The sequence below is a fragment of the Brotomerdimonas butyrica genome (genome assembly GCF_025567305.1).
GTDB lineage: Bacteria > Bacillota > Clostridia > Peptostreptococcales > Anaerovoracaceae > Lentihominibacter > Lentihominibacter butyricus.
In genome coordinates this window covers 100,636-123,152 of record NZ_JAOQJP010000010.1, presented here as the reverse complement: position 1 = coordinate 123,152, position 22,517 = coordinate 100,636, and the positions used below count along the sequence as shown (strand labels likewise).

General features: G+C 47.1%; 24 protein-coding genes, 1 tRNA gene, 1 other RNA gene and 3 pseudogenes. 3 read left to right on the top strand and 26 right to left on the bottom strand.

Annotated features, from left to right (window positions below):
* Nucleotides 1–12 precede the first annotated feature (12 nt).
* The 23 genes and pseudogenes from OCV59_RS08460 to OCV59_RS12045 all read right to left on the bottom strand — a co-directional run bounded on the left by OCV59_RS08460 (nucleotide 13) and on the right by OCV59_RS12045 (nucleotide 17,388).
* Nucleotides 13–279, bottom strand: coding sequence for a EutN/CcmL family microcompartment protein (locus OCV59_RS08460; RefSeq protein WP_147594054.1), 267 nt, complete (start codon nucleotides 277–279; stop codon nucleotides 13–15).
* Complete coding sequence (locus OCV59_RS08455) at nucleotides 276–581, bottom strand: BMC domain-containing protein (protein WP_147594053.1); 306 nt, start codon at nucleotides 579–581, stop codon at nucleotides 276–278. The genes OCV59_RS08460 and OCV59_RS08455 overlap by 4 nt, the downstream gene beginning before the upstream one ends.
* A 15-nt stretch (nucleotides 582–596) precedes the next feature.
* Entirely contained in the window at nucleotides 597–1,439 is an 843-nt protein-coding gene (gene eutJ, locus OCV59_RS08450) for an ethanolamine utilization protein EutJ (RefSeq protein WP_147594052.1), read from the bottom strand.
* Nucleotides 1,421–2,107, bottom strand: coding sequence for a cobalamin adenosyltransferase (locus OCV59_RS08445; protein ID WP_147594051.1), 687 nt, complete (start codon nucleotides 2,105–2,107; stop codon nucleotides 1,421–1,423). Before OCV59_RS08445 ends, eutJ begins: the two co-directional genes overlap by 19 nt.
* Entirely contained in the window at nucleotides 2,104–2,562 is a 459-nt protein-coding gene (locus OCV59_RS08440) for a EutP/PduV family microcompartment system protein (RefSeq protein WP_147594050.1), read from the bottom strand. The genes OCV59_RS08445 and OCV59_RS08440 overlap by 4 nt, the downstream gene beginning before the upstream one ends.
* Entirely contained in the window at nucleotides 2,559–2,912 is a 354-nt protein-coding gene (locus OCV59_RS08435; RefSeq protein WP_147594049.1) for a BMC domain-containing protein, read from the bottom strand. The genes OCV59_RS08440 and OCV59_RS08435 overlap by 4 nt, the downstream gene beginning before the upstream one ends.
* A gap of 22 nt (nucleotides 2,913–2,934) precedes the next feature.
* The gene (gene cutD / locus OCV59_RS08430) at nucleotides 2,935–3,879 is read right to left on the bottom strand and encodes a choline TMA-lyase-activating enzyme (RefSeq protein ID WP_147594048.1); all 945 of its coding nucleotides are present in this window, start codon (nucleotides 3,877–3,879) and stop codon (nucleotides 2,935–2,937) included.
* A 32-nt stretch (nucleotides 3,880–3,911) separates the two neighbouring features.
* The gene (gene cutC / locus OCV59_RS08425) at nucleotides 3,912–6,515 is read right to left on the bottom strand and encodes a choline trimethylamine-lyase (protein ID WP_147594047.1); all 2,604 of its coding nucleotides are present in this window, start codon (nucleotides 6,513–6,515) and stop codon (nucleotides 3,912–3,914) included.
* 42 nt (nucleotides 6,516–6,557) lie between these two features.
* A complete protein-coding gene (locus OCV59_RS08420) occupies nucleotides 6,558–8,036 on the bottom strand; it encodes an aldehyde dehydrogenase family protein (RefSeq protein ID WP_147594067.1) in 1,479 nt (492 codons plus the stop codon).
* Nucleotides 8,037–8,089: 53 nt separating this feature from the next.
* Nucleotides 8,090–8,380 carry a BMC domain-containing protein gene (locus OCV59_RS08415; RefSeq protein WP_317240150.1) on the bottom strand — a complete coding sequence of 97 codons (291 nt, stop codon included), beginning with the start codon at nucleotides 8,378–8,380 and terminating at the stop codon, nucleotides 8,090–8,092.
* Between the two features lie 54 nt (nucleotides 8,381–8,434).
* Nucleotides 8,435–8,731 (bottom strand): annotated as a pseudogene (locus OCV59_RS08410) (BMC domain-containing protein); the annotation flags it as partial.
* 140 nt (nucleotides 8,732–8,871) lie between these two features.
* Complete coding sequence (locus tag OCV59_RS08405; protein WP_147594046.1) at nucleotides 8,872–9,138, bottom strand: hypothetical protein; 267 nt, start codon at nucleotides 9,136–9,138, stop codon at nucleotides 8,872–8,874.
* A 4-nt stretch (nucleotides 9,139–9,142) separates the two neighbouring features.
* Entirely contained in the window at nucleotides 9,143–10,267 is a 1,125-nt protein-coding gene (locus OCV59_RS08400; protein ID WP_147594045.1) for a hypothetical protein, read from the bottom strand.
* Nucleotides 10,268–10,819: 552 nt separating this feature from the next.
* Complete coding sequence (locus OCV59_RS08395) at nucleotides 10,820–11,668, bottom strand: MerR family transcriptional regulator (RefSeq protein WP_147594044.1); 849 nt, start codon at nucleotides 11,666–11,668, stop codon at nucleotides 10,820–10,822.
* A gap of 59 nt (nucleotides 11,669–11,727) precedes the next feature.
* The gene (locus OCV59_RS08390; RefSeq protein WP_147594043.1) at nucleotides 11,728–12,387 is read right to left on the bottom strand and encodes a DUF4125 family protein; all 660 of its coding nucleotides are present in this window, start codon (nucleotides 12,385–12,387) and stop codon (nucleotides 11,728–11,730) included.
* 67 nt (nucleotides 12,388–12,454) lie between these two features.
* On the bottom strand, nucleotides 12,455–13,393 hold the full coding sequence (locus OCV59_RS08385; protein ID WP_147594042.1) for a DUF4037 domain-containing protein: 939 nt from the start codon (nucleotides 13,391–13,393) through the stop codon (nucleotides 12,455–12,457).
* On the bottom strand, nucleotides 13,390–14,196 hold the full coding sequence (locus OCV59_RS08380) for a tetratricopeptide repeat protein (RefSeq protein WP_147594041.1): 807 nt from the start codon (nucleotides 14,194–14,196) through the stop codon (nucleotides 13,390–13,392). Before OCV59_RS08380 ends, OCV59_RS08385 begins: the two co-directional genes overlap by 4 nt.
* A gap of 8 nt (nucleotides 14,197–14,204) precedes the next feature.
* On the bottom strand, nucleotides 14,205–14,840 hold the full coding sequence (locus OCV59_RS08375) for a flavodoxin family protein (protein WP_147594040.1): 636 nt from the start codon (nucleotides 14,838–14,840) through the stop codon (nucleotides 14,205–14,207).
* A gap of 186 nt (nucleotides 14,841–15,026) precedes the next feature.
* On the bottom strand, nucleotides 15,027–15,194 hold the full coding sequence (locus OCV59_RS12055) for a rubredoxin-like domain-containing protein (RefSeq protein WP_394803008.1): 168 nt from the start codon (nucleotides 15,192–15,194) through the stop codon (nucleotides 15,027–15,029).
* A pseudogene (locus OCV59_RS12050) lies at nucleotides 15,174–15,593 on the bottom strand (flavin reductase family protein); the annotation flags it as partial. The gene OCV59_RS12055 and the pseudogene OCV59_RS12050, both read right to left, overlap by 21 nt.
* Before the next feature lie 72 nt (nucleotides 15,594–15,665).
* A pseudogene (locus OCV59_RS08370) lies at nucleotides 15,666–16,898 on the bottom strand (FprA family A-type flavoprotein); the annotation flags it as partial.
* Between the two features lie 99 nt (nucleotides 16,899–16,997).
* Nucleotides 16,998–17,192 carry a LysR family transcriptional regulator substrate-binding protein gene (locus OCV59_RS08365; protein WP_262584238.1) on the bottom strand — a complete coding sequence of 65 codons (195 nt, stop codon included), beginning with the start codon at nucleotides 17,190–17,192 and terminating at the stop codon, nucleotides 16,998–17,000.
* Nucleotides 17,128–17,388: a LysR family transcriptional regulator substrate-binding protein gene (locus OCV59_RS12045; protein WP_147594037.1), complete on the bottom strand. Its 261-nt coding sequence runs from the start codon at nucleotides 17,386–17,388 to the stop codon at nucleotides 17,128–17,130. The genes OCV59_RS08365 and OCV59_RS12045 overlap by 65 nt, the downstream gene beginning before the upstream one ends.
* Here OCV59_RS12045 and OCV59_RS08360 point away from each other — a divergent pair.
* Nucleotides 17,388–17,660 carry an EamA family transporter gene (locus tag OCV59_RS08360; protein WP_317240134.1) on the top strand — a complete coding sequence of 91 codons (273 nt, stop codon included), beginning with the start codon at nucleotides 17,388–17,390 and terminating at the stop codon, nucleotides 17,658–17,660. The genes OCV59_RS12045 and OCV59_RS08360 overlap by 1 nt on opposite strands.
* A 61-nt stretch (nucleotides 17,661–17,721) precedes the next feature.
* On the opposite strand, the gene OCV59_RS08355 is transcribed toward OCV59_RS08360, so the two are convergent.
* Nucleotides 17,722–20,583: a CehA/McbA family metallohydrolase gene (locus tag OCV59_RS08355; RefSeq protein ID WP_147594035.1), complete on the bottom strand. Its 2,862-nt coding sequence runs from the start codon at nucleotides 20,581–20,583 to the stop codon at nucleotides 17,722–17,724.
* Between the two features lie 504 nt (nucleotides 20,584–21,087).
* On the opposite strand from OCV59_RS08355, the gene OCV59_RS08350 reads away from it, so the two are divergent.
* Both OCV59_RS08350 and OCV59_RS08345 read left to right on the top strand, forming a co-directional pair.
* Nucleotides 21,088–21,504 carry a DMT family transporter gene (locus OCV59_RS08350; protein WP_262584237.1) on the top strand — a complete coding sequence of 139 codons (417 nt, stop codon included), beginning with the start codon at nucleotides 21,088–21,090 and terminating at the stop codon, nucleotides 21,502–21,504.
* A complete protein-coding gene (locus OCV59_RS08345) occupies nucleotides 21,498–21,818 on the top strand; it encodes a DMT family transporter (RefSeq protein ID WP_147594033.1) in 321 nt (106 codons plus the stop codon). Before OCV59_RS08350 ends, OCV59_RS08345 begins: the two co-directional genes overlap by 7 nt.
* A gap of 64 nt (nucleotides 21,819–21,882) precedes the next feature.
* On the opposite strand, the gene OCV59_RS08340 is transcribed toward OCV59_RS08345, so the two are convergent.
* Nucleotides 21,883–21,969, bottom strand: a tRNA-Leu gene (locus OCV59_RS08340).
* A gap of 149 nt (nucleotides 21,970–22,118) precedes the next feature.
* An RNA gene (rnpB, locus tag OCV59_RS08335) (RNase P RNA component class A) lies at nucleotides 22,119–22,471 on the bottom strand.
* Nucleotides 22,472–22,517: the final 46 nt, after the last annotated feature.

Genomic DNA, 22,517 nt, shown 5'->3' with positions numbered 1-22,517 from the left:
TACCTCACTTCATCATTCAAATTCACAATCTTCGTCGATTATCCCGACGACGACGGCATCGACAGGCATATTGTCATCGCCCAGCATTCTTCTGGCAGAAGAACCGGTCGTTACGACAACTCTGTCGCCGATTCCTGCGCTGATGATGTCAACAACGATGATCTTCCTGCCCGTATCCGTACCGCCTCCGATGATCTCAGCCTGCATCAGTTTCAGGCCGTTGAGGGATTCTGCTTTTCTTGTGGACCAGATATGGTTCGTTAATCTAGCTGTAATCATAAGTACTTGCTTCCTCCTTCCGCTTCCTGTTTGATCTGTGCAAGTGCCGACTCTACAGACGCTGTATCACCGAAGATCGCCAGCAGTATCATATTCTGCGGGCAGCTTCCCCGAATATCCTCTACGGTTACGCCGACAGCTTTTTCTGCGATATCCGCAGCGACGACCATTTCGATCATCCTGCCCTGTACCAGACCAATGGCGTCTGTCAGCGGCGGAACCTCTGATTTCAAAGATCCTTTTCGGCGCATCAGGATATCCACAGTGCCCGGTGATGGTGATTTTATGATTCTGATTTCCATGTCAGCGCCTCCTGTCTACATCTCTTCCTGCCTGCAGCTCAGTGCAATGCCGAGCGGGGTTACAAACATCGGATTGTGTGGTTTATGGGTATGTACCCCTGTTTCTTTCTCGATCATATCTTCGATCCCTGTAAAGCAGCATGTACCGCCTACCAGTGAGATCTCATCTACCTGATGTCCCTCGATGTGATTGCTGATGATCGAAGAAACCTTGTCTACCACCGGCTTGATGACCGGCGCCAGTTCCTTGTGATTGGATTCGTCTCTCTTGAAAACTTCCGCTTCCTGGAAAGGCTTCCTGTATGCTCCTGCGATCACCAGTGAAAAATGAGTTCCGCCTGTAGGTTCATCTGCAATGTACACTACTTCTCCATCCTTTAAGATGGAAATCCCCGTCGTACCGCCACCGATATCCACTACAGCTCCGTTTTTCATCTGAAGCACCTGATTGGCAGCCGTAGACTCGTCCAGAAGATTCGTACATTCGAATCCGGCTCCCTGGATAACATTCCTTACTGCACCCGAGTCCAGAAGATCCGTTCCCGGCGGGATCGCTCCTGCCGCATATATCAGCTCCGTATCCAGCTGTTCTTCGATCTGCTCCTTCAGTTCTCTTACGATCTGAACGGCACCGATATAATCCACTACCATGCCGTCCCGGACTACATCCGCATAACGATATGCACCTGCTACCGGCCTTTTATTTTCATCCAGAACTGCGATAACTACACATGCTGTTCCCAGATCGACTCCTGTATAGTACACAGAAGATTTTTCGCGGACAGGATGTTCGATCACCCTTTCAAAGTCTTCTACCATCTTGTCACAGTATTCGAACGTTACGCTTTTCTCTGACATTCTTTACCTCCCATCGCGCCGCATATCATCTGCGATATCGTATTGATGATCTCGTTTAGTCTGGCTTCCAGAGTCTGACACAGCTTCTCATCTGCGATCAGTTCCTGTGCATCGAGACTGAAACATTCCAGTTCGCTGCGCAGTCTGTCCAGCAAGAGCATTTCTCTGCCTTTTGGCATCTGCATGTGAAACTCAGTGATCTCAAAACAGTCGCCGATGTCTCTGGAAAAGTTTTCCCCGTTCATCCCGGAGCATGCATTGCATACCAGTTCCGTCGCCTCACATTTGCCCTCGGACACGCTGCCAAGTGCTGCAAACTGCCGGGAGAGTCCCGTCAGCTGCTGAGAAAGGCACAGATCCGTATCCAGCAGGTCTCTTGCTGTCAGAAGAAAAAGAGACTGCAGCGCTTTCATCCTGCTGCAAAGCTTTTTCCCATTCCTGCATCCGGAAGAGGATTCCGTCTTAGCTGCCTGAGCCGCTTTTGCCTTTTCCTTCTTCTGTGCGTCGAGCACAGCCATCGGGTCATTGCGGTCATACATATCGATGCCCCGGTCTATCAGAAACTGTCTGGCCCCCGGCGTCAGCCGTTCTCCCTCCTTCAGATTGTAATCCGTAAAGGGCTGTTTTTTATATAAGTCTCTTAAGTCTTCTTCTGTTATGAACTTCATGTTAGCCCTTTCCTTTCTTTTAACTCTAGTAAATAACGTTTCAATTCCTCAACGCCTGTACCCTCCGGCACACTTACTGCAAAATACGGCTGCCGCACACCCGTCTTTTCCAGCTGGCGCTCGCAGATCTCTCTGTTCTCCGGCATCAGATCACATTTGCTTATGACACCGATCACCGGACAGTGGAACGCAAGTGCAAAACCGTGAGAATAGACCTCCGCTGTTCTGGACTGATCCAGAAGAAGCAGTATGCACCAGGCATCCTGCGCCAGTGCGATCATATGCTTGTACATCCAGGCGTTCTCGATATACGCACTGGGAACGTCGATCGTTTCCCTGCCGTATATCGTATCCTGTGTCCTTCGCAACGGACCGTCGTAGTCGTTGATGTAATTGACAAGGGTCGTTTTACCACATCCCTTAGGTCCTATCACCATGATTCGCTTTTTTCTCATGTTCTTGTGATCGGTACTGTCGTAAAGTCCAGTTCATTGCAGAGAGTATCGGTCACGGCTTTCAATGCCGTCTCCACACTCTGCACATCGCCGGAGATCACGACTGACCCTGTAAAACGATCGAGAAATCCGATTTCCACATCCGCTTTCTTCGTTGCGATATCAGCAGCAATTATGGCTGTCTCATATGGTGACAGTGTCAGGATACCGATGGCCCCCTTGTCATCGATGCCCAGACGTTCGTATATATCGAACATCGGCGATGCGATCACATGTGCGATGGTCACCTGTTTGCCCGGAACCGACTCCTGTATGATTCGTTCCATCGTTTTTTCATTCATGATTCCCATTTTGCATCACCTTTCCTGCTGTTTAATGTCTGATAACGGAAACCGGGAAATCGTATTCCCTGATCCAGCCTTCGATCCGATCCAGATCCGCATCATCCAGACTTGGATCTCCCTTGATCGGGTAGTCCATGCCCAGCTGCACGTATTTATTTACGCCAAGCTTGTGATACGGAAGAAGATCGATACCTTCAAAATTCTTGAAATTTCTAAATGGTTTGAGGAATTCTATGACTCCTCTGATTTCAGCTTCGCTGTCATTTATCCCCTTGAGCATAGGCATCCGAACCTTTACATGATTTCTCTTCATGATCAGCTCTTCCAGATTTTCAAGGATCATCTCGTTGCGAACTCCTGTAAGTTCGAAGTGTCTTTCCGGATCGATGTGCTTCAGATCGAAGAGGAAAAGATCGACATATTCCGCAAAGCGAAGGATCGTTTCCTTTTTCGTATATCCGCATGTCTCGATAGCCGTATGCAGACCTTCCTGTTTGCATGCCTGCAGCAGATTGATGGCTGCTTCCGGCTGGGCAGTTACTTCGCCGCCGCCTAAAGTCACTCCGCCGCCGGACTGATCGTAAAACGCTCTGTCCTGCTCTACATACTCGAGGAGTTCTGAGATCGGAACCTGCTCTCCGGACACCTTCAAAGCATCCGGAATGCAGGCTTCCACGCACTGACCGCATCCGATGCAGTCGATGCTGCGATCGATGATATGCTCTCCTGAAGAGGATATACTGTGTATCTTCTGTGGACAAACGGGAACGCACGAGCCGCAGCTCACACACATTGTCGGTTTAAACATGATCTGATATTTCCGTTCCAGTCCCTCCGGATTCGAACACCACTTGCAGCGAAGTGGACATCCTTTAAAGAAAACCAAAGTTCTTACGCCCGGTCCATCATACATATTGTATTTCTGCTTGTTGAATATGAACGCTTTTCTTTCGATTACGTTATTATCGCCCATTTTATTCTCCCGTCTGTGGATCAAATGCTGATTTAGAACTTGGTCAGCATAGTTCTGCTGATGATCTCATCCTGTACATCCTTGCATAATTCTGTAAAGAATGCACTGTAACCTGCTACGCGGACAACCAGATCCTTGTAGTTTTCAGGATGCTTCTGTGCATCGATCAGCGTATTGTTGTCCATGTAGTTGAACTGCATTTCACCGTTTCCGAATGCACATGCTGTACGCAGCAGTGTGATGATGCCGTTTTCACCTTCCGGTGTATCCAGCAGTCCCGCCATCAGCTTGAAGTTGTGTACCATACCAATGTTCATGTTGTCGTTGGACAGTTTTGCCACGGACTTGATGATCGCTGTAGGGCCGTTGAAGTCAGCACCCTGCGTCGGGCTGATACCGTCGGATAACGGTGTCCATGCCCTGCGTCCGCCTGCAGATGCACCGGTCAGCTGTCCAAACGGGGTATTGTTGGAAATGGAGAGTGTACCATGACTCAGTACGGAGTACAGAGTCTTGTACTTTCTGTGTTCCATCTCTGTAAAGTTGATCAGGTCTGCTGCGATCATGTCTGCATAATCGTCATCATTACCATATTTCGGAGCAGCCAGGCAGTCTGCCTTGATCTGATCATATCCTTCGAAGTCAGCCTTCAGAGCTTCATTCAGCTGCTTCAGTGTGTATTTTCTGTCATCGAATACCAGTTTCCTGATGGCTGCCATGGCGTCAGCATAAGTTGCCAGACCGGACCATACAACACCAGGTCCGAAGTTGTACATCGCACCGCCTGCAGATACGTCCCTGCCCTTTTCCATACATCCTTCGTACATGATGGACATCAGTGGCTTCGGCGCCAGGTCTCTGTGTACACGCTGTGATATCACTGTTGCTACAGCAGTCCACTTGGTAACGTACCTGATCTGTTCCTTAACAGCTGCATCAAACTGTTCATACGTCTGATACTGATCAAGGTCTCCCATATCCGGAGTGACCTGCTTGCCGTACCAGAGCGGAACACCGTGGTTCAGTACCAGTTCGATACAGATCGGCCACTGAGTATAAGAAGTGGAAGTCCACTGATACAGTCTTCCTGCTTTCTGCGGTTCTACGCATCCCATCAGGCAGTAGTCTCTCGCATCTTCGATGGAAACGCCCTTTGCCAGCATCATCTTGATGTGAGTATCGTCGAAGTGGCATGCAGGGAATCCCATACCGGAACGAACTACGTCTACGATCTTCTTCATGTATTTCTGAGGCGATTTGTTGTTGATACGGCATGCCAGGGATGGCTGATAGATCTTTACGTGTCTTACAGCATCCATCAGCAGGTAAGTCAGTTCGTTCGTGGCATCTCTGCCGTCACGAGTCAGACCGCCTACGCACATGTTTACGAACGGCTGATATCCTGCGAAGAACTTTGAACCGCCTTCACTTGTGATCCACATCATTTCTGACATCTTGATCAGCATACATCCAGCCAGTTCGAATGCCAGGAAGTTGTTCATGCGTCCGGCGTCCAGATCAGCCTTGTAGTAAGGGTACATGTACTGGTCGACACGACCGATGGACATGCCGGTCTGGTTTTCTTCTACCGGCAGCAGTGACTCGATGGTCCATACAGCCTGGATCGCTTCCCAGAAAGTCTCCGGTTTGTGAGCCGGTACTCTGGCATTGACTTCAGAGATCTTCAGCAGTTCTTCTTTTCTCTTCGGATTTGTTTCCTTTGCAGCCAGCTCAGCAGCATACTGAGACATACGGCGTGCATAAGCCATAACACCTTCTGTCGTGTCAATAACGGATTTGTAGAAATAGATCTTGTCCAGATCGTCCGGGTTTTCGTAGTCCAGCATTGCCAGGTGTTCCTTGGCTTCGTTCTGGATGTCGATCATGCCCTTCTTCATCAGGATCACGTCATATCCAGGGTTGGAGTCTCCGCCGCCGTTTAATGCGTGGTAAGAACAGTCGGAAACGAATGATTCTCCGGACAGTTCCCATACGCCTGCTTCACGATACTGGCTTTCGCAGTATTCGTCAACGGATTTGCCTTCCCAGAACGGGAACAGTTCATCTCTCATGACTCTCTTGTCTTCATCAGCGATGTAGAACGGATCCTGCGGACGGCTGCCGATAGTGTCGATTTCATCCACCATCCATCTCCAGGCGATATCAGGAGAAAACGCACCTGCACGCGGTGCGCCGTTCGGTGCTCCGACGATCAGCTCGTTGTCCTGAATCACCAGAGGAGCTGTTTCACAGCAGTAACGGAAACACTTTGCACGAAGTTCGATCTTCGGCATACCAGGGTTTTCCTTGGTGATCTTCGTTACCGCACGCGCCCTGTGAGTCGTAATGGACGGAACCTGCTTTAAGAAATTCTCTTTCAGTCTTACCAGACGCTCTGTCGGTCCTACCGGAACTCCATCTTCGTCGACCTGAGTAGTTGCCGCAGCGATGGATGAGTAGTAAGCCGGATGCTCATGGCTTCCTGCAGGAGCAGGTGCCGGCTGAGACTGTGCCGGTGTTACTGTGGAAATGTCTCCAGAAACGGATTCAAACATTTTCATCAGAGAAGTTCGTTCTTCATCAGACATGTTTTTCGTTGCTTCTGCAATTTTATTTGAAAATTCACGAATATCCAAATCTATTACCTCTCTTTCTCTATCGAAACGAATCAGCTATAACTAATTATTGATACTTGCCAGTGCGTCTTCCAGCAGCCGCTGCAGTTTTCTGAGACTGTCCTCATCTCCTGCTACACCTCTGCACCCATATGCATCGGCCGGCGTGCCCATGCCAAGATCTTCGATCCGGCGGACACCGTATCCGACTTTTCTCACATAGATGAGATTCATCGGAGATACGTTATCTGAGGTGATGCCCTGTCCTGCAGAACCGCTTCCCAGGGTCATGGCCGGGAACAGATTCGTAGTCGCTCCCATACTGCCGTATACGGCCGGAGTGTTGACCAGCATTCTTCCTACCGGTTTTTTGATCGCAAACTGATGGATCACGTCAGGATCCTTAGAGTGGATCACCAGCGTATGTCCCTGGCGCTCTGATAACAGAAGTTCGATACATTTCTCGCAGGCATGCATCCAATCATCCTCGATGAAATATGAGAGGACCGGACAAAGTTTTTCTTTCGAGTACGGATTGTTTTCCGATACATACTTCTGCTCTGCCAGCAGTACTTTCGTCCCGGCCGGAACATCGATATCAGCCCAGCGAGCCAGATCTTCTGCTGTCTTTCCGGCCATTTCCGGATTGGCACTGCCATCTTTAAAGTAAAAGAGCTTTCCGAGACGCTCTGCTTCTTCTTCTGTCATGAAGTAAGCTCCGCTTGCTTCAAATTCGAGTCTTACCTCTGATGCAATGCAGCTGTCCACGACAACGGACTGTTCCGCTGCCGACACGACGCCATTGTCAAATGTCTTGCTTGCTATGATATCATGGACTGCCTGATGGATATCGGCCGTTCGCTCGATGAACGCCGGTCCGTTACCTGTTCCTCCATAGATCACCGGTTTTCCGGAACCATATGCATCTTCCAGCATGCCCGGAACTCCTGTGTTCATGATCATGGAAGTCCATTTATGTTCCATCAGTTCCTTCGTGCCCGCTTTTGTCACGGTATGAAGGTATGCCAGCGCCCCTTCCGGGAGTCCGCAGCCTTCGGCTGCCTGGATCAGAATGTCCAGCACTCTGGAAATGGATTTCTGTGCTCTTGGATGCGGCGAAAACAAAACGCCATTGCCGGACTTGACGGCGATCAACGCTGTGTATATGGTCGTGGAAACAGGACTTGTCGCCGGGCAAAGGCTTACTAAAACACCCTTTGGCACTCCTACATCCATGATCTGTTTTTCCCGGTCCGTGCGGATAACGCCTACGCACCGCATATTTCGCAGATGAGCCGGCAGGTATTCACAGGCAAACCTGTTCTTGATGAATTTGTCCTGCCACTTGCCGTAATCCGTTTCCTCTGCAGACATCACTGCCAGTTCCTTCGCGTGAGACGAAGCCGCCTGTGCCATAGTCTCGACGATCTCGTCCAGCTTTTCCTGCGGGAAGGTTGCCAGTTTCTGCTGCGCTTCATATGCATTTTCAGTCAAGATACGAGCTTCCTGGATCGATAGCAAATCGTTATCAATGATATTCACTTTCATTTGCATCTCTCCTTTTCTCTATAAGTTCGTCATCATATCCGGATTTTTTATTCTGCCGGATACGGAAGCAGCTTATCCAGCGAATACTGACAGGTGATCTTCTTCAGTCCCTCGTGCGGTCTTGCGATCACCGTGGAACTGTAAACCTCATGTCCGATCGCTTCTACTGCTTTGATGCCGGCTTCTACTGCAGTCTTGCATGCTCCGACATCTCCTTCTACCAGCACCGAGATATATCCGGATGCGGTATTTTCAAAACCGATCATTTCTACATCAGCTGCCTTGCACATTGCATCGGCTGCTTCAATGCAGTATACGATACCGAAAGTTTCGATCATGCCCAGAGCTTCTGTTCTGATCGCGCCGGGTTCCAGCAGTTCTTCGTCACACTGAGTATCTACATCATAGATGGATACTACATCCCCGATCGGACGGATCGGTCTTGGAATGACATCGGTCGCTGTCAATTTACCGATAGCTTCTGCAGCTTCTGCACCTGCCTTGATCGAAGACTTTACTGCAGCAACATCTCCCTTGATGAACATCGTTACCAGAGTAGATCCTACGTTTTCATAAGATAACAGTTCTACTTCTGCTGCCTTGAGCATCTTGTCACATGCTTCCAGTGCAGGTACCATGCCGATAGTTTCCAGCATACCCAGTGCCTGGTCTGCATAATATCTTGCCATAACAAGAATCTCCTTTCCTGAAAATCTTTGACACCTGCCGTCCCGTTTTCTTTGCGGCGGCAGTGCCGGGCTTTTTTAGCAAGTAAACCGAAAAAGGATGAAACACCCTTTTTCGGATACTGCATAACACTGATTTTAAATTAGTCCTTGATGTACTTGTTGATCGTATCGATGCCTTCCTGGCTGGACTTGTAGTAGATCACCAGTTTGCCATCCTTGTCCAGCTCATAACGGCTTTCGTCGATCAGTCCGTTGGAACACGCTGTCATCAGAGCTTCGTCCATAGCGTGATCCTTAAATGCCTTGAAATTGCCGTACTGTGCTCTGAGAGCATCCTGTACGTCAGCTCTGCATGCTTCTTTACCGTCTGTAAAGTACTTCAGTACTGAAAAGAATAATGGTCTCATGTTCCTACGCCTCCTTCTCTGTTGCCTTCTGCTGCGAAATAGCGAGAACGAAGATACCGATTACCATGGTGATAGCTCCTACCCAGCCTGGCCATGCGATATTCCATCCTTCTCCGCCGAAAATAAATCCGCATACAACGAGGCAGTACAACGGTCCCCAGAATGCGTATGTACCATTGCAGCCCATACCTAAAGCAGCACCGCACATGGAAGCACCCTTGTACCAGAACTTGAAGGACCAGGATGCAAAAATACCTGCAACGATGAACATCCAGATGGATGGTCCGTCAGCCAGTGCATGTCCTACCAGAACCAGTCCTGAACCGATCCCGTCTCCGCCGATCATAGCCAGCAGGGAACACAGGATGACAGCGTTTACGATACCGGATGTGCACTGACGGATACAGATCGCGATTTCTGTATCGACCATGCAGCACGCATATCCGCCTACAGCACCTTCGATACCCCAGCCTAATGCTGCACAGAATGCCGCGATGATACCGATAACAGCTTCACCGCTCATGTTTCCGAAGATACCTGCGAGTCCGTCTTTCGGAATGCCATATCCGAACAGACCGATGATTACAGCTGCTGTGAAGCAGATCACGATACCGAGGATCATGCCGCCGCTAAGCTTCTGCTTGTAAATGATCCTTCCTATGATCGCGCCGATTGCTGCGTTCAGCGCCGCGATCGGAACGATGATGGATCCAGCCATCTGCAGACCTATTACATATGCTGTGGAAGCTAAAGGCCCGCCTATGATCGCTGCAAGGATCAGGATCCTGCCCGGCTTCGTGTTGATAGATCTTGTGAAGTCACCCAGTCTTCCGATTATCGCTGCATAGATCAGAGACCATACTGCAGAACAGATATCGTTTACTGCTGCACCTACTGCAGACAGTGTGTAAACAAGTGCGAATGCAGAAAGACCTGCTGCCACCCCTGTTCCACCATAATAATCAACCCAGATTCCGGATGCCATGCCCTGTGTCAGGAACGCTGTATATCCACCATACAGAAAACCTGACATCAGTGCGATAAAAATCCCCTTTTTACGGTAGGATTTCTCCTGTACCTGCTTTGCCGCCAGAGCATTGTTTGACATAGTCATTGCACTATCGCTCATAATACACCTCCTTTTTAAACGAATATTTGCAATTAAAAATATATAACTCTATAAAAAATTATATCGTTACCAAAGATCAGCAGAATCATCTAAAAGTAAAACCGTATAGACAAGCAGCCCGGTATACGCCTATACTTCTGTTTCTATGACTCTTTGCATGGTAATAATCAGTACCTCAGTGCCCAGTATTTATATTATTATTTTAGCCTATACTCCTATGAGGAATGTCAATCCAAAAAAACACTTAAGCTACACTGCTTTTTAGTCACTTTTCAATCAAACATTGATATAAAAAAACAGTAAAACTTTTATTCGATAAGAAACTATACGGATTTTTCTTATTTTCAAAATCTTCACACTCCTTGCAATTCCAATAAAAAAGAGTTTTTTCTAAAATTCTTTTTTCGAAAAAACTCTCCTTTTCTTTCTTCTTCTGATTTTTTTCTTTTTTAAAACGATATATGATCAGATATTGCCCCTAAGGGGAACCTTTTGCCGACTGTAAAATCAGTATATTTATCCGGGACAACCCATATAAAGAAACTGCCTAAGTTATTTTTCAATATCCACATAAATCTCGGTAACAAAATCACTGGATTTTCGGATGGTCCAGTAATCCGTAACATATCTCTCAATAGAAGTATTTCCACATTTGTAACCGTGGATCTTCGCCCAGCGAAATATCCTGTAGTACGCTTCGTTGATGGCATCATGAGAACCGATATGATATGTCGAAAGCATCATCTTCCCGCCAAAACTCATAGTTTTGCTATCATCAATCTCCCTTGCTCCTCGCTGGAACACAAAAGCTTTGGTAGGCTTTCCCTCCAGTTTCTCCGCTATATCAGGGAAACATATACATACCGGACCCGTAATTGCATGTCCGATTTCCTCCAGGTAGTTAGTCCAGTCGATATTGATGATAGATTCCATATAGTTATGCTCAAAAGTCTGTTCCATATAGCACATAGATTGCATCACTATATATTTGAGTGAAACTTCTGTTGCCTTGTTCTCCAATACGCTTTCTGCCTCCATAACCAGATTGTACCAGTCAGAGACGGATGTATAGGCGACATTGATATCTTCTCTCTGCTGTCTCAGTTCATCTATCTTTTTGAGAAAGCCCCGTTCCTGCACTTCGTAGGTATCACTTTCCAGGAATTCCTTCATTTCCTCCAGTTTAAATCCCATCTGCTTGAAATATTTAATAACAGGAACCAGAAGCAGTGTCTCTCTGCTGTAATACCGATACTTGTTTTCCTCGCAGATATAGTCCGGTGAAATAATATTGATCTTGTCATAAAAGCGGAGTGCCTTTTTTGATATATTACAGATTCTGCTGACTTCTCCGATGGAATACAGATCATGCGGTATTTTCGAGTAATTTGTATCTTTCATCAAACCTGCCACCTTTGATTCCTGACTGCTGCTCATGCTCTGCCGACCCTGGCGCCGGGCTATCTCTTTCTCAGGATCCTTGCTTCTGCATCATCCATGGATCCGTACCCGTAAAATCTCGTCATGATCCTGTGGATCACAAAAGACGGGTTATGCAATTCATCTGCCGGATCGATCCCCGCAATGTGACGATAGTACAGTTCCAGTGTCCGCAGCGAATACGTTTTCAGCTCACCGATCGTATATATGTGAAACGACACACCGCCTGTCTTCGTACCCTGCAGCGGTCTGCTCCTGCTGCCAAGTATCGGATACCGCTCGGCGAACACTTTTTCAAAATCCATGAGCTTATTGACAATACAGTCCACCATCGCGTTCTTTTCAGATGAGATCTGCGGAAGTGCAGATTTTATCTCACGGTCAAAATAAACCTGATCCGTATACTCCATCATGTACCCATACTTCTCTGTGATTATATTACGTCCTGCTGCCTGTATTTCCAGAAGATCCTGCTCATAACTTTGCAGCGTCGCATCATCAAAAGCCGCAAACTGACTGAAACGCATCACATAGAAAGTCCATTCATCGTCCTGGCAGGGTGCACGTCCGCCTATATTGACCACTTGATCAAACATGCTCCATTCCATATCAATGATCCTGTTTATCAGTTCATCCTTATGGCCGTCCCTGCGCTTGAATTTATCGTTTATAAATCTCATATCGTACGCACCCACCTTTTCTCAAATATACATTTCAGAATTTCCAATATCGAAACAGCATATGCTGTCAATCAAAATCCGCCATGATATGCAGGTTTTTAAGGCGAGCATCATGAATACTTCGCATCAGTTCTTCCCCATGCACCTGCAAAAACGCATCTGTACTCCGAGTAAACCCTCTGCGATTCAGCTCATTGCCTACACTGATACATACTTTCTCGATCACTTGCATTTTATACCCTGCATTTTCCGGTCGGTCCACAATCTGTGTCAGCTCCGTAATAAGCTGCACGGCATCCTTCAAAATATTAAAACGCGCTGCGCCTTTGAAAACCCATTTGTAGTACGGCATATATGCTTCATTGAGCAGATAGACTGCAGACATTGCTGTTCTGATAAATTCTCCGCAAGCCAGATAAGCCGCCTGACTATCCCCGCGCTTCATACATCTGCCGTAATTATATTGTCCTGCCTGTGCCATGACAGCGCATCTCGCTGCTAATTTTTTTTTCAGCACGTCTTCCGGATAAAACGCTTTTAAAGCTGCCCGGATCTGTGAAAACATCCCGAGATAATCCACAAAAACTTCTCCGCTGGTCACCGTTGCTAAAAAACGTTCCGGTATCCGAAACCACTCCATGTTGTCCTGCGGTGCTTTGGACATCCCAGTGAACTTACGGTAAAATCCCTCTGCAGAGATCACGCCTACTCTGCCGCCGCCCTGTGCCGAAGGAATTCTCCTGTATCCATGATATTCTGCCGGCAAACTGTCATATGCGCTTTTGAGCTCAGCGCCTGCCTGCTGGTAAAGCCACTCCGGCACCCAGATACAGAATGCAGGTCCGAAATCGTGATCAGTGGAAATATCATCATCAAACCCCAGACATTCAGAGCCCTCCCCCACAAGCCCTGCGGCAATATAGGGACGGTACTGCAGCAGTCGGGTATCGATCAAAGGTTTTCCATATTCCTCAAAATATGCCCTGGAAAGTTCCATACCTTTCATAGTTTCATACCTCTCAATTTCATAACGCAGTCTGCCAGTGCACTATAATATTCCGTTCTGCCGAAGTCACGCTCCATCAGCGTCAGTGCCTTTTCATACCAGTGAACAGCCTCGCTTATCTGCCCTTTAAGATAAAAAACCTGTCCCAGTCCGGCACATGCAGCAGAATAATGGACATTACCGCCGCCTCCGGCCTCAAATAACCGACATGCCTCTTCAAAGCTTTCCTTCGCCATCTCCAGCTTATTCTGCCGGACCTGCAGTTCTCCCAGATTGGTATACGTAGTTGCCAGTTCTCCCCAGCATTTTGGAATGTCTTTTATTATGCGGAATGCAGTATCCAGCGCCTGTTCTGCCTTCTCCATTTCTCCGGTATCGCGATAGACCATACTTATGTTGTTGCACAGCGCCGCCATCCGGTAATCGCCCGCAAGCCCGCGCTCTACAAGCAAATCTCTGGCTTTCAGAAAATAACGAAGAGCTTCCTCAAGTTCTCTGGAATTGACATACACATCTCCCGTATTGATCAATGCTGTCGCATAATGCTCAGAATGAGTCAGACCCATGTGTTCTAAATTTGTCAGCACCGTATGGTACAGTTCCTTCGCTCGATCAGTCTGACCCATGGCACGACAAACACCTCCCAGCTCGTTGCATACTGCAACGATCCCGGAGGAGTCATGTTTTGTTTCTGCCTCCCGTAAACAGTTTTCCAGATATCTGATGGTCTCGGCACTGTTCTTTTTTTTATACAATGCATCCAGTTCCTGATAGAATTGTTTCAGATCGATTCCGTTCTGCATGATATCACCTACTTTTGACGAATAAAGTTAGTCATAACCGGTTTTTCATATTCCGGCTGCTTCACACACTCGCGCAGCCCTGCATACTTATTGCGGATAGAGTACGCTATGCTCTCTCCCAGCGTGCGCATAGTCTGCATACCCTCTTTATCCTGTCTGACTTCCTCAGGTGAATTGCCGTGTACCTGATTCCAGTACTGTGATGTTGCAACGGTCATCTTGTTGATCATAAAATATTTGTTGATTCGGTCAAATGCTGTGCTGGCACCGCCCCTTCTGCAAGAGACAACTGCCGCTGCGATCTTGCCCTCCATTCTGCCGCTTTGGTAATTACTGTAAAACAATCTGTCCATAAAGCAGCAGAGCTGTCCGGACGCTCCGGCATAATACACCGGTGATCCTACGACGATCCCGTCAAATTCCACTAGCCGACCGGAAATCTCATTGACTCCGTCATTGTCGAACACACACTTGCCCGTGGTGAAACAGCTGCCGCATCCTACGCATCCTCTGATAGGAACCGCACCGATATGATAGATCTCCGTAGTGATATCGTTCCTGTTGAGCGAATCTGCCACTTCTTTCAGTGCAGTATACGTACACCCGAACTGATGCGGGCTGCCATTGATCAATAAAACTTTCATTTTCAATCCTTACTGTAAGCCTTTTTTCAGTAATAAATATCAAAAAAGTCTCAGTTTTGATTCAATGTACCATATCTTTTGAAAAAAATCAAACTAAATTTTTCGATAAAACTGTTTCTGTTCCGAAAAACTTATACCGCTCAATATTATGATCCGGTCACATGTATCACACCCTCTGCAAAAGCCTTATTCGAGCTTCGAGAAATCTGCTGCACCATGTTTACAAAGCGGACAGATAAAATCTTCCGGCAGGTCCTCGCCTTCGTATATATATCCGCAGATATCACATACCCAGCCCTTTTTATCGGTTTCCGGCTTTGGTTTCACATTGTTCTGATAGTACGTGTACGTCATCGTTTCGATATCAGAAAGCTTGACGCTCTCCGTCACTTCACAGATGAACATGATATGGGTTCCCAGATCTACCATTCCCGTTACGTTTCCGGAAATATATGCATTGGCATGCTTTGTCAGATACGGCAGTCCGTTGACCGCTTTCGCCTGATGCTCATAACCGGCAAATTTATCCACATTTTTACCCGACTGGAATCCGAAGTGTTCAAAGATCTTGAACGTGGCGTCTTCCGAAAGGACAGAAACATTCAGTCTGCCCGTATTTTTTATGACTTCGCAGGAATAATTAGCTTTGTTCACGTTCACCGCGATCCTGTTAGGATTATCACTCACCTGTGTCACCGTGTTGACTATGAGACCATTGTCCTTTTTCCCGTCATTGCACGTAACGACATACAGACCATATCCGATCTTGAAAAGTGCGGTTGGATCCAATTCTGCCTGCGTCTTCGCGCTTACCGGCAGATATCCCTTTGACAGTTCGTCGGCCAGTGCATCTATCTGTGCCGTGCTTTCCTCATTGAGAGCGGACAGGATCGTCACGTTGTTCTTCGCTATGGTCATATGCTTCATGTCTTCGAAATCAGCCTTCATGATCTTGTTGGCAACAGGAGCCCAGGATCCATTTTCAATAAAGGCTACTGTTCTTTTTTGGAAATTTCTTTCCTTTAGCTGATCGATAAAATAGCGCATGAACGGGAAGATCTCGGAATTATACGTCGTGGTAGCCAGTACCAGCTTGTCGTATCGGAACGCATCTTCGACCGCTTCTGCCATATCACATCTTGCTAGATCGTTGACCGCTCCCACAGGCACACCTTTACGTTCAAGCTCCGACACCAGAAGTTCTACGGCTTTCTTCGTGTTGCCATATACCGATGTATAGCAAATGCATACACCATCGGTTTCAGGTTCATAGCTGGACCATGTATCATACAGATTGATGTAATATCCCAGATTTTCCGTCAGAACAGGTCCGTGAAGCGGACAGATCTTCTCGATATCCAGTCCTGCAGCTTTTTTGAGTATACTTTGCACCTGGGCTCCGTATTTACCTACGATACCGATGTAGTATCTTCTGGCTTCGCAGGCCCAGTCTTCCTCAGCGTCAAGGGCGCCGAATTTGCCGAATCCGTCAGCTGCAAAGAGGATCTTCTCCGAAGATTCATACGTCATCATTACTTCCGGCCAGTGTACCATCGGAGCAAACACAAACGTAAGCTGATGGTTTCCAAGGTCTAGAGTATCTCCGTTTTCTACCTCCAAAGTGTTTTTTAGTTCCATCCCCGGGAAAAACTGGCGGATCATCTTGAAGGTCTTCTTGTTGCCGACAACTGTGACATCACCGTATTTTTCCAGGAACGCCTTGATGGATGCCGAGTGATCCGGCTCCATGTGCTGGATGATGAGATAGTCCGGCTTCCTGCCTCCGGTCGAATTATAACTTCCCTGCCTGGTTGCGAACATAGCCGGCGGAACAGCAAGATAATCAAGCTTTCTGCCGCTCAGAGCAGCATCTATATTGGCAAGCCATTCCTCGGTTTTCTTCTTGTCTATCGTGTCCATGATGGCGATCTTGTCGTCGATGATCGCATATGAATTGTATGCCATGCCATTGGGAACGATATACTGACCTTCGAAAAGATCCACATCATGATCGTTAGCACCTATATTGATAATCGTATTCGTAACATTAGTTGTCATGTTTTGTACCCCCCTATACTGGATAATTTTTATCTATTAATTTTATTATACCCGTTTTTTCTGCAAAAGGAAACAGTCAAAACTATATTTTTTGATTTTTCAGATATTCAGATCCCGAAAGTCCAGATATTCCAGAAAACGCCGAGCGGCCAGAGACAATTCTTTCTTGTTTTTCATAGCTACTCCGATCGTCCGATACGCGTCCACATCCAGAGGCTTTACCATCACATCATATGCGATCCTCTGTAAAATCAGCTTTGGCAAAATGGCGATCCCCAGCCCTTTCTCCACCATTCTCCACCATGGACAGAACCGCATAGTCATCAAAAGTGGTGTACTTGGGCTTTGGTATCAGTCCGTTTTTTTGATAGTTCTCCGTGATTTCTGTTTTAGTTCCTTTTTCCAGCATGATAAAAGGATCATCCTGCAAAGACTTCACCGGAAAGGTGTCCGCATGCGCCAGGGGGTGGTCTTTCGGAAGCACTACCATTGTTTTTGAAACACCGAAAATCTCTTGTATTTTTAACTTTATCAGGGTATTCCATGGGAATAAGCTGGCTGTTTCTCTTTGAAGCGTATCGACGGATCGGCGTCAGCATCGCATCTCTCGGATACTACTGCGGTCCCGTCATCGTCATGGCTCTGGCGCCTGTGATGTTTCATGAAAAACTGACTTTGGAAACCTTTCTGTTCCATGAAAAGCCGGAGAGTCAAAAAACGAATCTCCGGCTAAGCTGTCTTATTCTATTGATGCTATCTTGATTATATTGATTCTGCAGCTCATTTAAACTTTACTTGCCACGCCGCAATTAAACTCATTGCTTTATACTTTCGATCCTTTATTTTTCCTGCTGCGAAGGATCAGAGCCACTGAACCGCCGGCTGCAGCTGTCATCAGAAGGATCAGCAGCAGAAGATTTGTGTTGTCCCCGGTATCCGCAGCAGATGTCTTTGGTTTGTCAGCAGAGCCCGGCTTACCATTATCCGTCGGTTTTACCGCAGGATCCTGTTCTTCCGTACCGCCTCCGGCTTTCACCCAAATCGGATTTGAAACCGCATAGTTACCGTTGCTGTCGATCGCAACGTAGCTGTACCACTTCGCATCTTTTCCGGAATCGATCGTGAATTCAAGCGTCTGCTTGTCTTTACTCCCCGCCAGCTCTTTTGTTTCCGCTTTCACGCCATTTCGGTAAAGAACAACTTTTTCCAGACCATTAACTGCCATTGCGTCAATCTTCAGTGCTTTCCTGTCTGCCGAGATGGTGTCTCCAAATGACTCTCCATCATAAGTAAAGAAGAGCGGTCCCATAGTAACATATGAACGTCCGTCCTTCAGCGCTGCGAGGTAAGCCTTCGTATCTGCACTGCCTGCTTCTTCGCTGTTTTTTCCGACTTTTGCATATTGCCTGATGATTCCCGGATACAGTGCCGTATTAGTCGCCTGATGCTGGTCGGAGCCTGCGCTCAGATATTTCTTTTCTCCGGCATTCCAGAACGCAAATGCAGTTACGAGAGCTTTTGCATCCATCTGAGAGATCCCGGCACTTGCAATGGTGCTGCTGAGCTTGTCCAGACTGATGTTCTCATAATTTTCTGCAGTGAGTTCTTCCAGTGTGTCCAGTGTCTTCCCATCGGATGATATAGTTGATTGCAGTTCGATGAGATCGAAATCCTTCCAGCCTTCCGCATGGCCGCCGGCAACGCTGTCCTGATTGTGCAGGAATCCGTAGTCGGAATACGGATGATGTACGATAACCAGAGCATTGGCATCATGTCCGGCTTTGATGATCTCAGGCGGTGTTGCTGTAGAAGCGTTGACTATGTTGCCTGTTTCTTTTTCGCTGAAATCAACGTTGAGAACACCCCAGTGTCCCCATCCCGGAGAAACTTCCATATTGGAGATGTACGGTCTTCCGAACTTGTCGGAGAAGTTCTTCATCAGAATATTATTGATCCGCGTATCGTGGTCCGAAACGAGATTGTAATGGAGCTTCGCGGCGATCTGTGCATTGAACAGATCCTTCGGAGGCGTTGCTCCATCGCCGTAGTCCGAGTGCTGATGGTTGTCCATGGATACCCAGCCGGATGTCTTCGGATCGATCAGTTCATCGATGACAAAGGTGTGTTCAACGCCGCCTGCAGTCACGTTCGTATTGAACGGTACGGCATTGGATTCAAAGTCCTTGCCGTATGAAGCGGTAAAGGTCACATCGTCTGCCTGAGTCAGATTGAATTCCACAGCTGTTTCCCTGGCTGCGGAATTACTGAAATATGTACTGATCCCGGCGCATTTGTTCTCATAGGTCACGCCTGAGATCTCTACCCGGAACGGGATCGCATTTCCATTCTGATCCTTGGCGCTCAATTTGACAGGTGCACCTGTCTTGATGGTAAAGTTCTGTGTTTTATCGCTCTTGAGTGTAAACTCCTCCGTAGTCTGGGATGTGTACCCGGCTGCTTCCAGCTTCAGCTTATATCTGTAAGTACCATCCCCGTCAAAGCTGTTTTTGGTCTTCGGCAGTTTGAAAGAATACTCCCCGTTCTTGTCGGTGATCGCCCATACCATCGGCTGTTCGACAGTCTTTGGTGTATCGACCTCAGCGCCGTTTACTGAACCGGATTTTTTCGTGCACATGTACTTACCGTCTTTTTTAACGATCACATTCACGCCTTCGACAGGCTTGCCGTTTTCATCTTTTACAGTTCCGCGGACCATCGCCGTATCGTCATCTTCGATCTTGTCGCGCGCATAGACGCGATCCAGCACGGACGCTGTGGAATTGGAGGTTTCTACGAGAACTTCCCCCTTGAAAGTGTAGGATTTCCCGGCCTCAAGAACCTGGTTGATGTAAAGATCCTTGTAGCCGGAAGAGCCTTTGTAGGCGTCGGAGCCGTCCATGATCAGAGATACGGCGTAATCATCCTTGTACGTTGTGACGAATTTCCCGAAATATTCCTTTACGTTCTCATTGTTTCCGATAGCGATCCCGGTAGCCTTGGTGTCCGGATAATATCCGTAAGGGCCGAACATATTGGCTGCGTTAGTGCTTATGGAATAGCCTGAGAACATTCCCGTGCTGCTTTTACCGGCAGCTGATTCATTTAAGGCCTTGTTTCCGTAGTCGATACCCTTATTTGGATTTTCTACCGTGGTCTCCATGGTAAGGTGACTGTCACCGGCTTTCAGGGTATAGACCTGTGTCACGTTAAGAGGCAGTGCATCATCATTGATGCCGTCCTTGTTGGGATCCGCCACCCAGTAGCGGTACTTCGACGTAACCGTGACAGTATTTTTGTCCGATGATACCTCCGATGTGACATTAACGTCGTTTCGCAGATCTGTCCCGTTGTATTCTCCTGTAGCAGTCCAGAAATCCATCAGAAGCTCCACGTCATTGACCAGATCCGGCCCCCAGTTCCCTTCTGAATCGATCGCACAGATATCCAGAATACTTCCCTTTGTCATATTCCAGTAGTTGTTGGAACCGACTGCAAAAGAAACCGCCATCTTATCATTCCAAATGGTGATATCTTCAGCATCTGTTGCCATTCCTTCAAAAATCTTGGTAGCCCCTTGCTGAACGCCGCAAGTTCCACTGGCTGCATAGGATATGGCCGGCAAGGATACGAATGGTGTTACCGCCATAATCAGAGCCAGAATACCAGCTATCATTTTTTTCTTCATAAAATATACCTCTCCTGTAATTTGTATAGTTATCACAGTAACTTTTCTCTTATGCAATTCTGCAGTACAGCATTGCTGCTGCCTGTTGTTATCATCTCCCCTTTCTTCCTCTTCCAGGTGATTCTGATTCTGCACAAACACCCGGATATTTTAAAATATTTCCTCATATCAGAAAATTTATTAAACTGATTATAGACTATACCTTAAAGGGAATGTCCAGAAAAAAATCAGAAACATCTGAAGATTTTATGCCGGCGGTTTTATGCCGGAATAACCACTTCAAAGCTTGCAGAAGCTCGGGAATCCTGCCGTGACCCATAAACTGCGGACAGCTGAATCTCCTGTTTTTTCCATATTCTAAGAGGGGATCTTACTTGACATTGACACAAGGGCATGGTGTATAAAATACTTGTTGCATAAAGAATGTACGGTTTTGCATGCATCACAGTCATCTCATGTCTGCGGCGAAGGAGGTAAAATAAAATGTTAAATGTGTCAAAACAAATGGCTTATATTATCCTGGCGATTTCCATCATTATCGAGATCATCGGTGATGCCATGCTGACCGCATCCAGTGGCTATGAAAACAAACTTCTGGGGATCGGAGCTATTATAACCATACTGTTTTCCTTTTTCATATTTTCCAAAGTGCTCCACATCATTAACCTGCCTGTCGCTTATGCCACCTGGAGTGTAGTCGGCGCACTGGTGTGCACACTGCTGGGATTTTTTTTATTTCATCAGCCTCTTTCCACCGTTGGCTGGATATCGATAATCGTACTGGCGGCAGCTACATTTACCATGAATATGTGGGGAACGCCTGTAAAAGAAGCATCTGGTTCTGAAACCAGCTCTGCAGATTCTGAAACAGCAATAAAAAGCACAGATAAGCACGACAGGAAGGAGAGTACATCATGTTAGCAGCTTATATTTTACTGGCACTTTCCATCATAGCGGAAGTAATCGCGGCCTCATTTGTGACAGCCACACATGGTTTCACAAATCCCAAACCGACACTTATCTGCCTTTTAGGGTACACCATCAGCTATGCTTTGTTCGGATTCGCACTGACGGATATCGATCTGGGTATCGCATACGCGACCTGGGGTGCAGTAGGTATTGTCGTGACCTCTGTGGTTGGATATCTTTATTATAAGCAGAAACTGACCAGGATCGGCTACATATCGCTGATAGTCATCATTATCAGCACCTTTACATTAAATCTGCTGGGATAACCTGATCTTTCGCTAAAGCTGACCAAATAAAAAGCCCGAAGCATATTGCTTCGGGCTTTTTATTTGGTGCGGATAAAGGGATTCGAACCCCCATGAAGTAACCCTCACACGGACCTGAACCGTGCGCGTCTGCCAATTCCGCCATATCCGCATATCCAAGCGACCCTTTTATTATACTACATATTCAGGTTATTGCAAGTATTTTTCGGAAATTTTTTAGGAATTTCCATAATTTTTTGTGCAATCATTATACAAAAAAAGTGATAAATACTTCAAACAATCTCTCCGGTCATTGAAAATACATTGGGCAAGACTGTAAGCCGGGTTCTGTATCAGACGATCATCTATCTTGGCCTGATGTTGCCACCAGGCTCATGCGACCTACCTCCCGGACAGCGACGGGCCGCCGCTTTCCATGTCCTATTTGGTCTTGCTCCGGATGGGGTTTACACGGGAGATATGTTACCATATTTCCCTGTGAGCTCTTACCTCACAATTTCAACCTTGCCACGGCATGACCCGTTTCGGCGGTGTGTTTCTGTTGCACTTTCCCTATAGTTACCTACGCCGGACGTTATCCGGCATCCATGCCCTGTGGAGCCCGGACTTTCCTCATACATCCCGAAGATGCACGCGATCATCTGTCTTACCCAAAATATGACTTTAATATTTATACCATATAAAGCTTTTTTTGTAAAG

Coding starts and splice junctions, on each gene's coding strand:
- OCV59_RS08460 (WP_147594054.1), bottom strand. CDS start 279: ATGATTACAGCTAGATTAACGAACCATATCTGGTCCACAAGAAAAGCA.
- OCV59_RS08455 (WP_147594053.1), bottom strand. CDS start 581: ATGGAAATCAGAATCATAAAATCACCATCACCGGGCACTGTGGATATC.
- eutJ (WP_147594052.1), bottom strand. CDS start 1,439: ATGTCAGAGAAAAGCGTAACGTTCGAATACTGTGACAAGATGGTAGAA.
- OCV59_RS08445 (WP_147594051.1), bottom strand. CDS start 2,107: ATGAAGTTCATAACAGAAGAAGACTTAAGAGACTTATATAAAAAACAG.
- OCV59_RS08440 (WP_147594050.1), bottom strand. CDS start 2,562: ATGAGAAAAAAGCGAATCATGGTGATAGGACCTAAGGGATGTGGTAAA.
- OCV59_RS08435 (WP_147594049.1), bottom strand. CDS start 2,912: ATGGGAATCATGAATGAAAAAACGATGGAACGAATCATACAGGAGTCG.
- cutD (WP_147594048.1), bottom strand. CDS start 3,879: ATGGGCGATAATAACGTAATCGAAAGAAAAGCGTTCATATTCAACAAG.
- OCV59_RS08415 (WP_317240150.1), bottom strand. CDS start 8,380: ATGATCGAAACTTTCGGTATCGTATACTGCATTGAAGCAGCCGATGCA.
- OCV59_RS08405 (WP_147594046.1), bottom strand. CDS start 9,138: ATGAGACCATTATTCTTTTCAGTACTGAAGTACTTTACAGACGGTAAA.
- OCV59_RS08400 (WP_147594045.1), bottom strand. CDS start 10,267: ATGAGCGATAGTGCAATGACTATGTCAAACAATGCTCTGGCGGCAAAG.
- OCV59_RS08395 (WP_147594044.1), bottom strand. CDS start 11,668: ATGAAAGATACAAATTACTCGAAAATACCGCATGATCTGTATTCCATC.
- OCV59_RS08390 (WP_147594043.1), bottom strand. CDS start 12,387: ATGAGATTTATAAACGATAAATTCAAGCGCAGGGACGGCCATAAGGAT.
- OCV59_RS08385 (WP_147594042.1), bottom strand. CDS start 13,393: ATGAAAGGTATGGAACTTTCCAGGGCATATTTTGAGGAATATGGAAAA.
- OCV59_RS08380 (WP_147594041.1), bottom strand. CDS start 14,196: ATGCAGAACGGAATCGATCTGAAACAATTCTATCAGGAACTGGATGCA.
- OCV59_RS08375 (WP_147594040.1), bottom strand. CDS start 14,840: ATGAAAGTTTTATTGATCAATGGCAGCCCGCATCAGTTCGGGTGTACG.
- OCV59_RS12055 (WP_394803008.1), bottom strand. CDS start 15,194: ATGACGTACACGTACTATCAGAACAATGTGAAACCAAAGCCGGAAACC.
- OCV59_RS08365 (WP_262584238.1), bottom strand. CDS start 17,192: ATGGTGGAGAAAGGGCTGGGGATCGCCATTTTGCCAAAGCTGATTTTA.
- OCV59_RS12045 (WP_147594037.1), bottom strand. CDS start 17,388: ATGGTAGTGCTTCCGAAAGACCACCCCCTGGCGCATGCGGACACCTTT.
- OCV59_RS08355 (WP_147594035.1), bottom strand. CDS start 20,583: ATGAAGAAAAAAATGATAGCTGGTATTCTGGCTCTGATTATGGCGGTA.
- OCV59_RS08350 (WP_262584237.1), top strand. CDS start 21,088: ATGGCTTATATTATCCTGGCGATTTCCATCATTATCGAGATCATCGGT.
- OCV59_RS08345 (WP_147594033.1), top strand. CDS start 21,498: ATGTTAGCAGCTTATATTTTACTGGCACTTTCCATCATAGCGGAAGTA.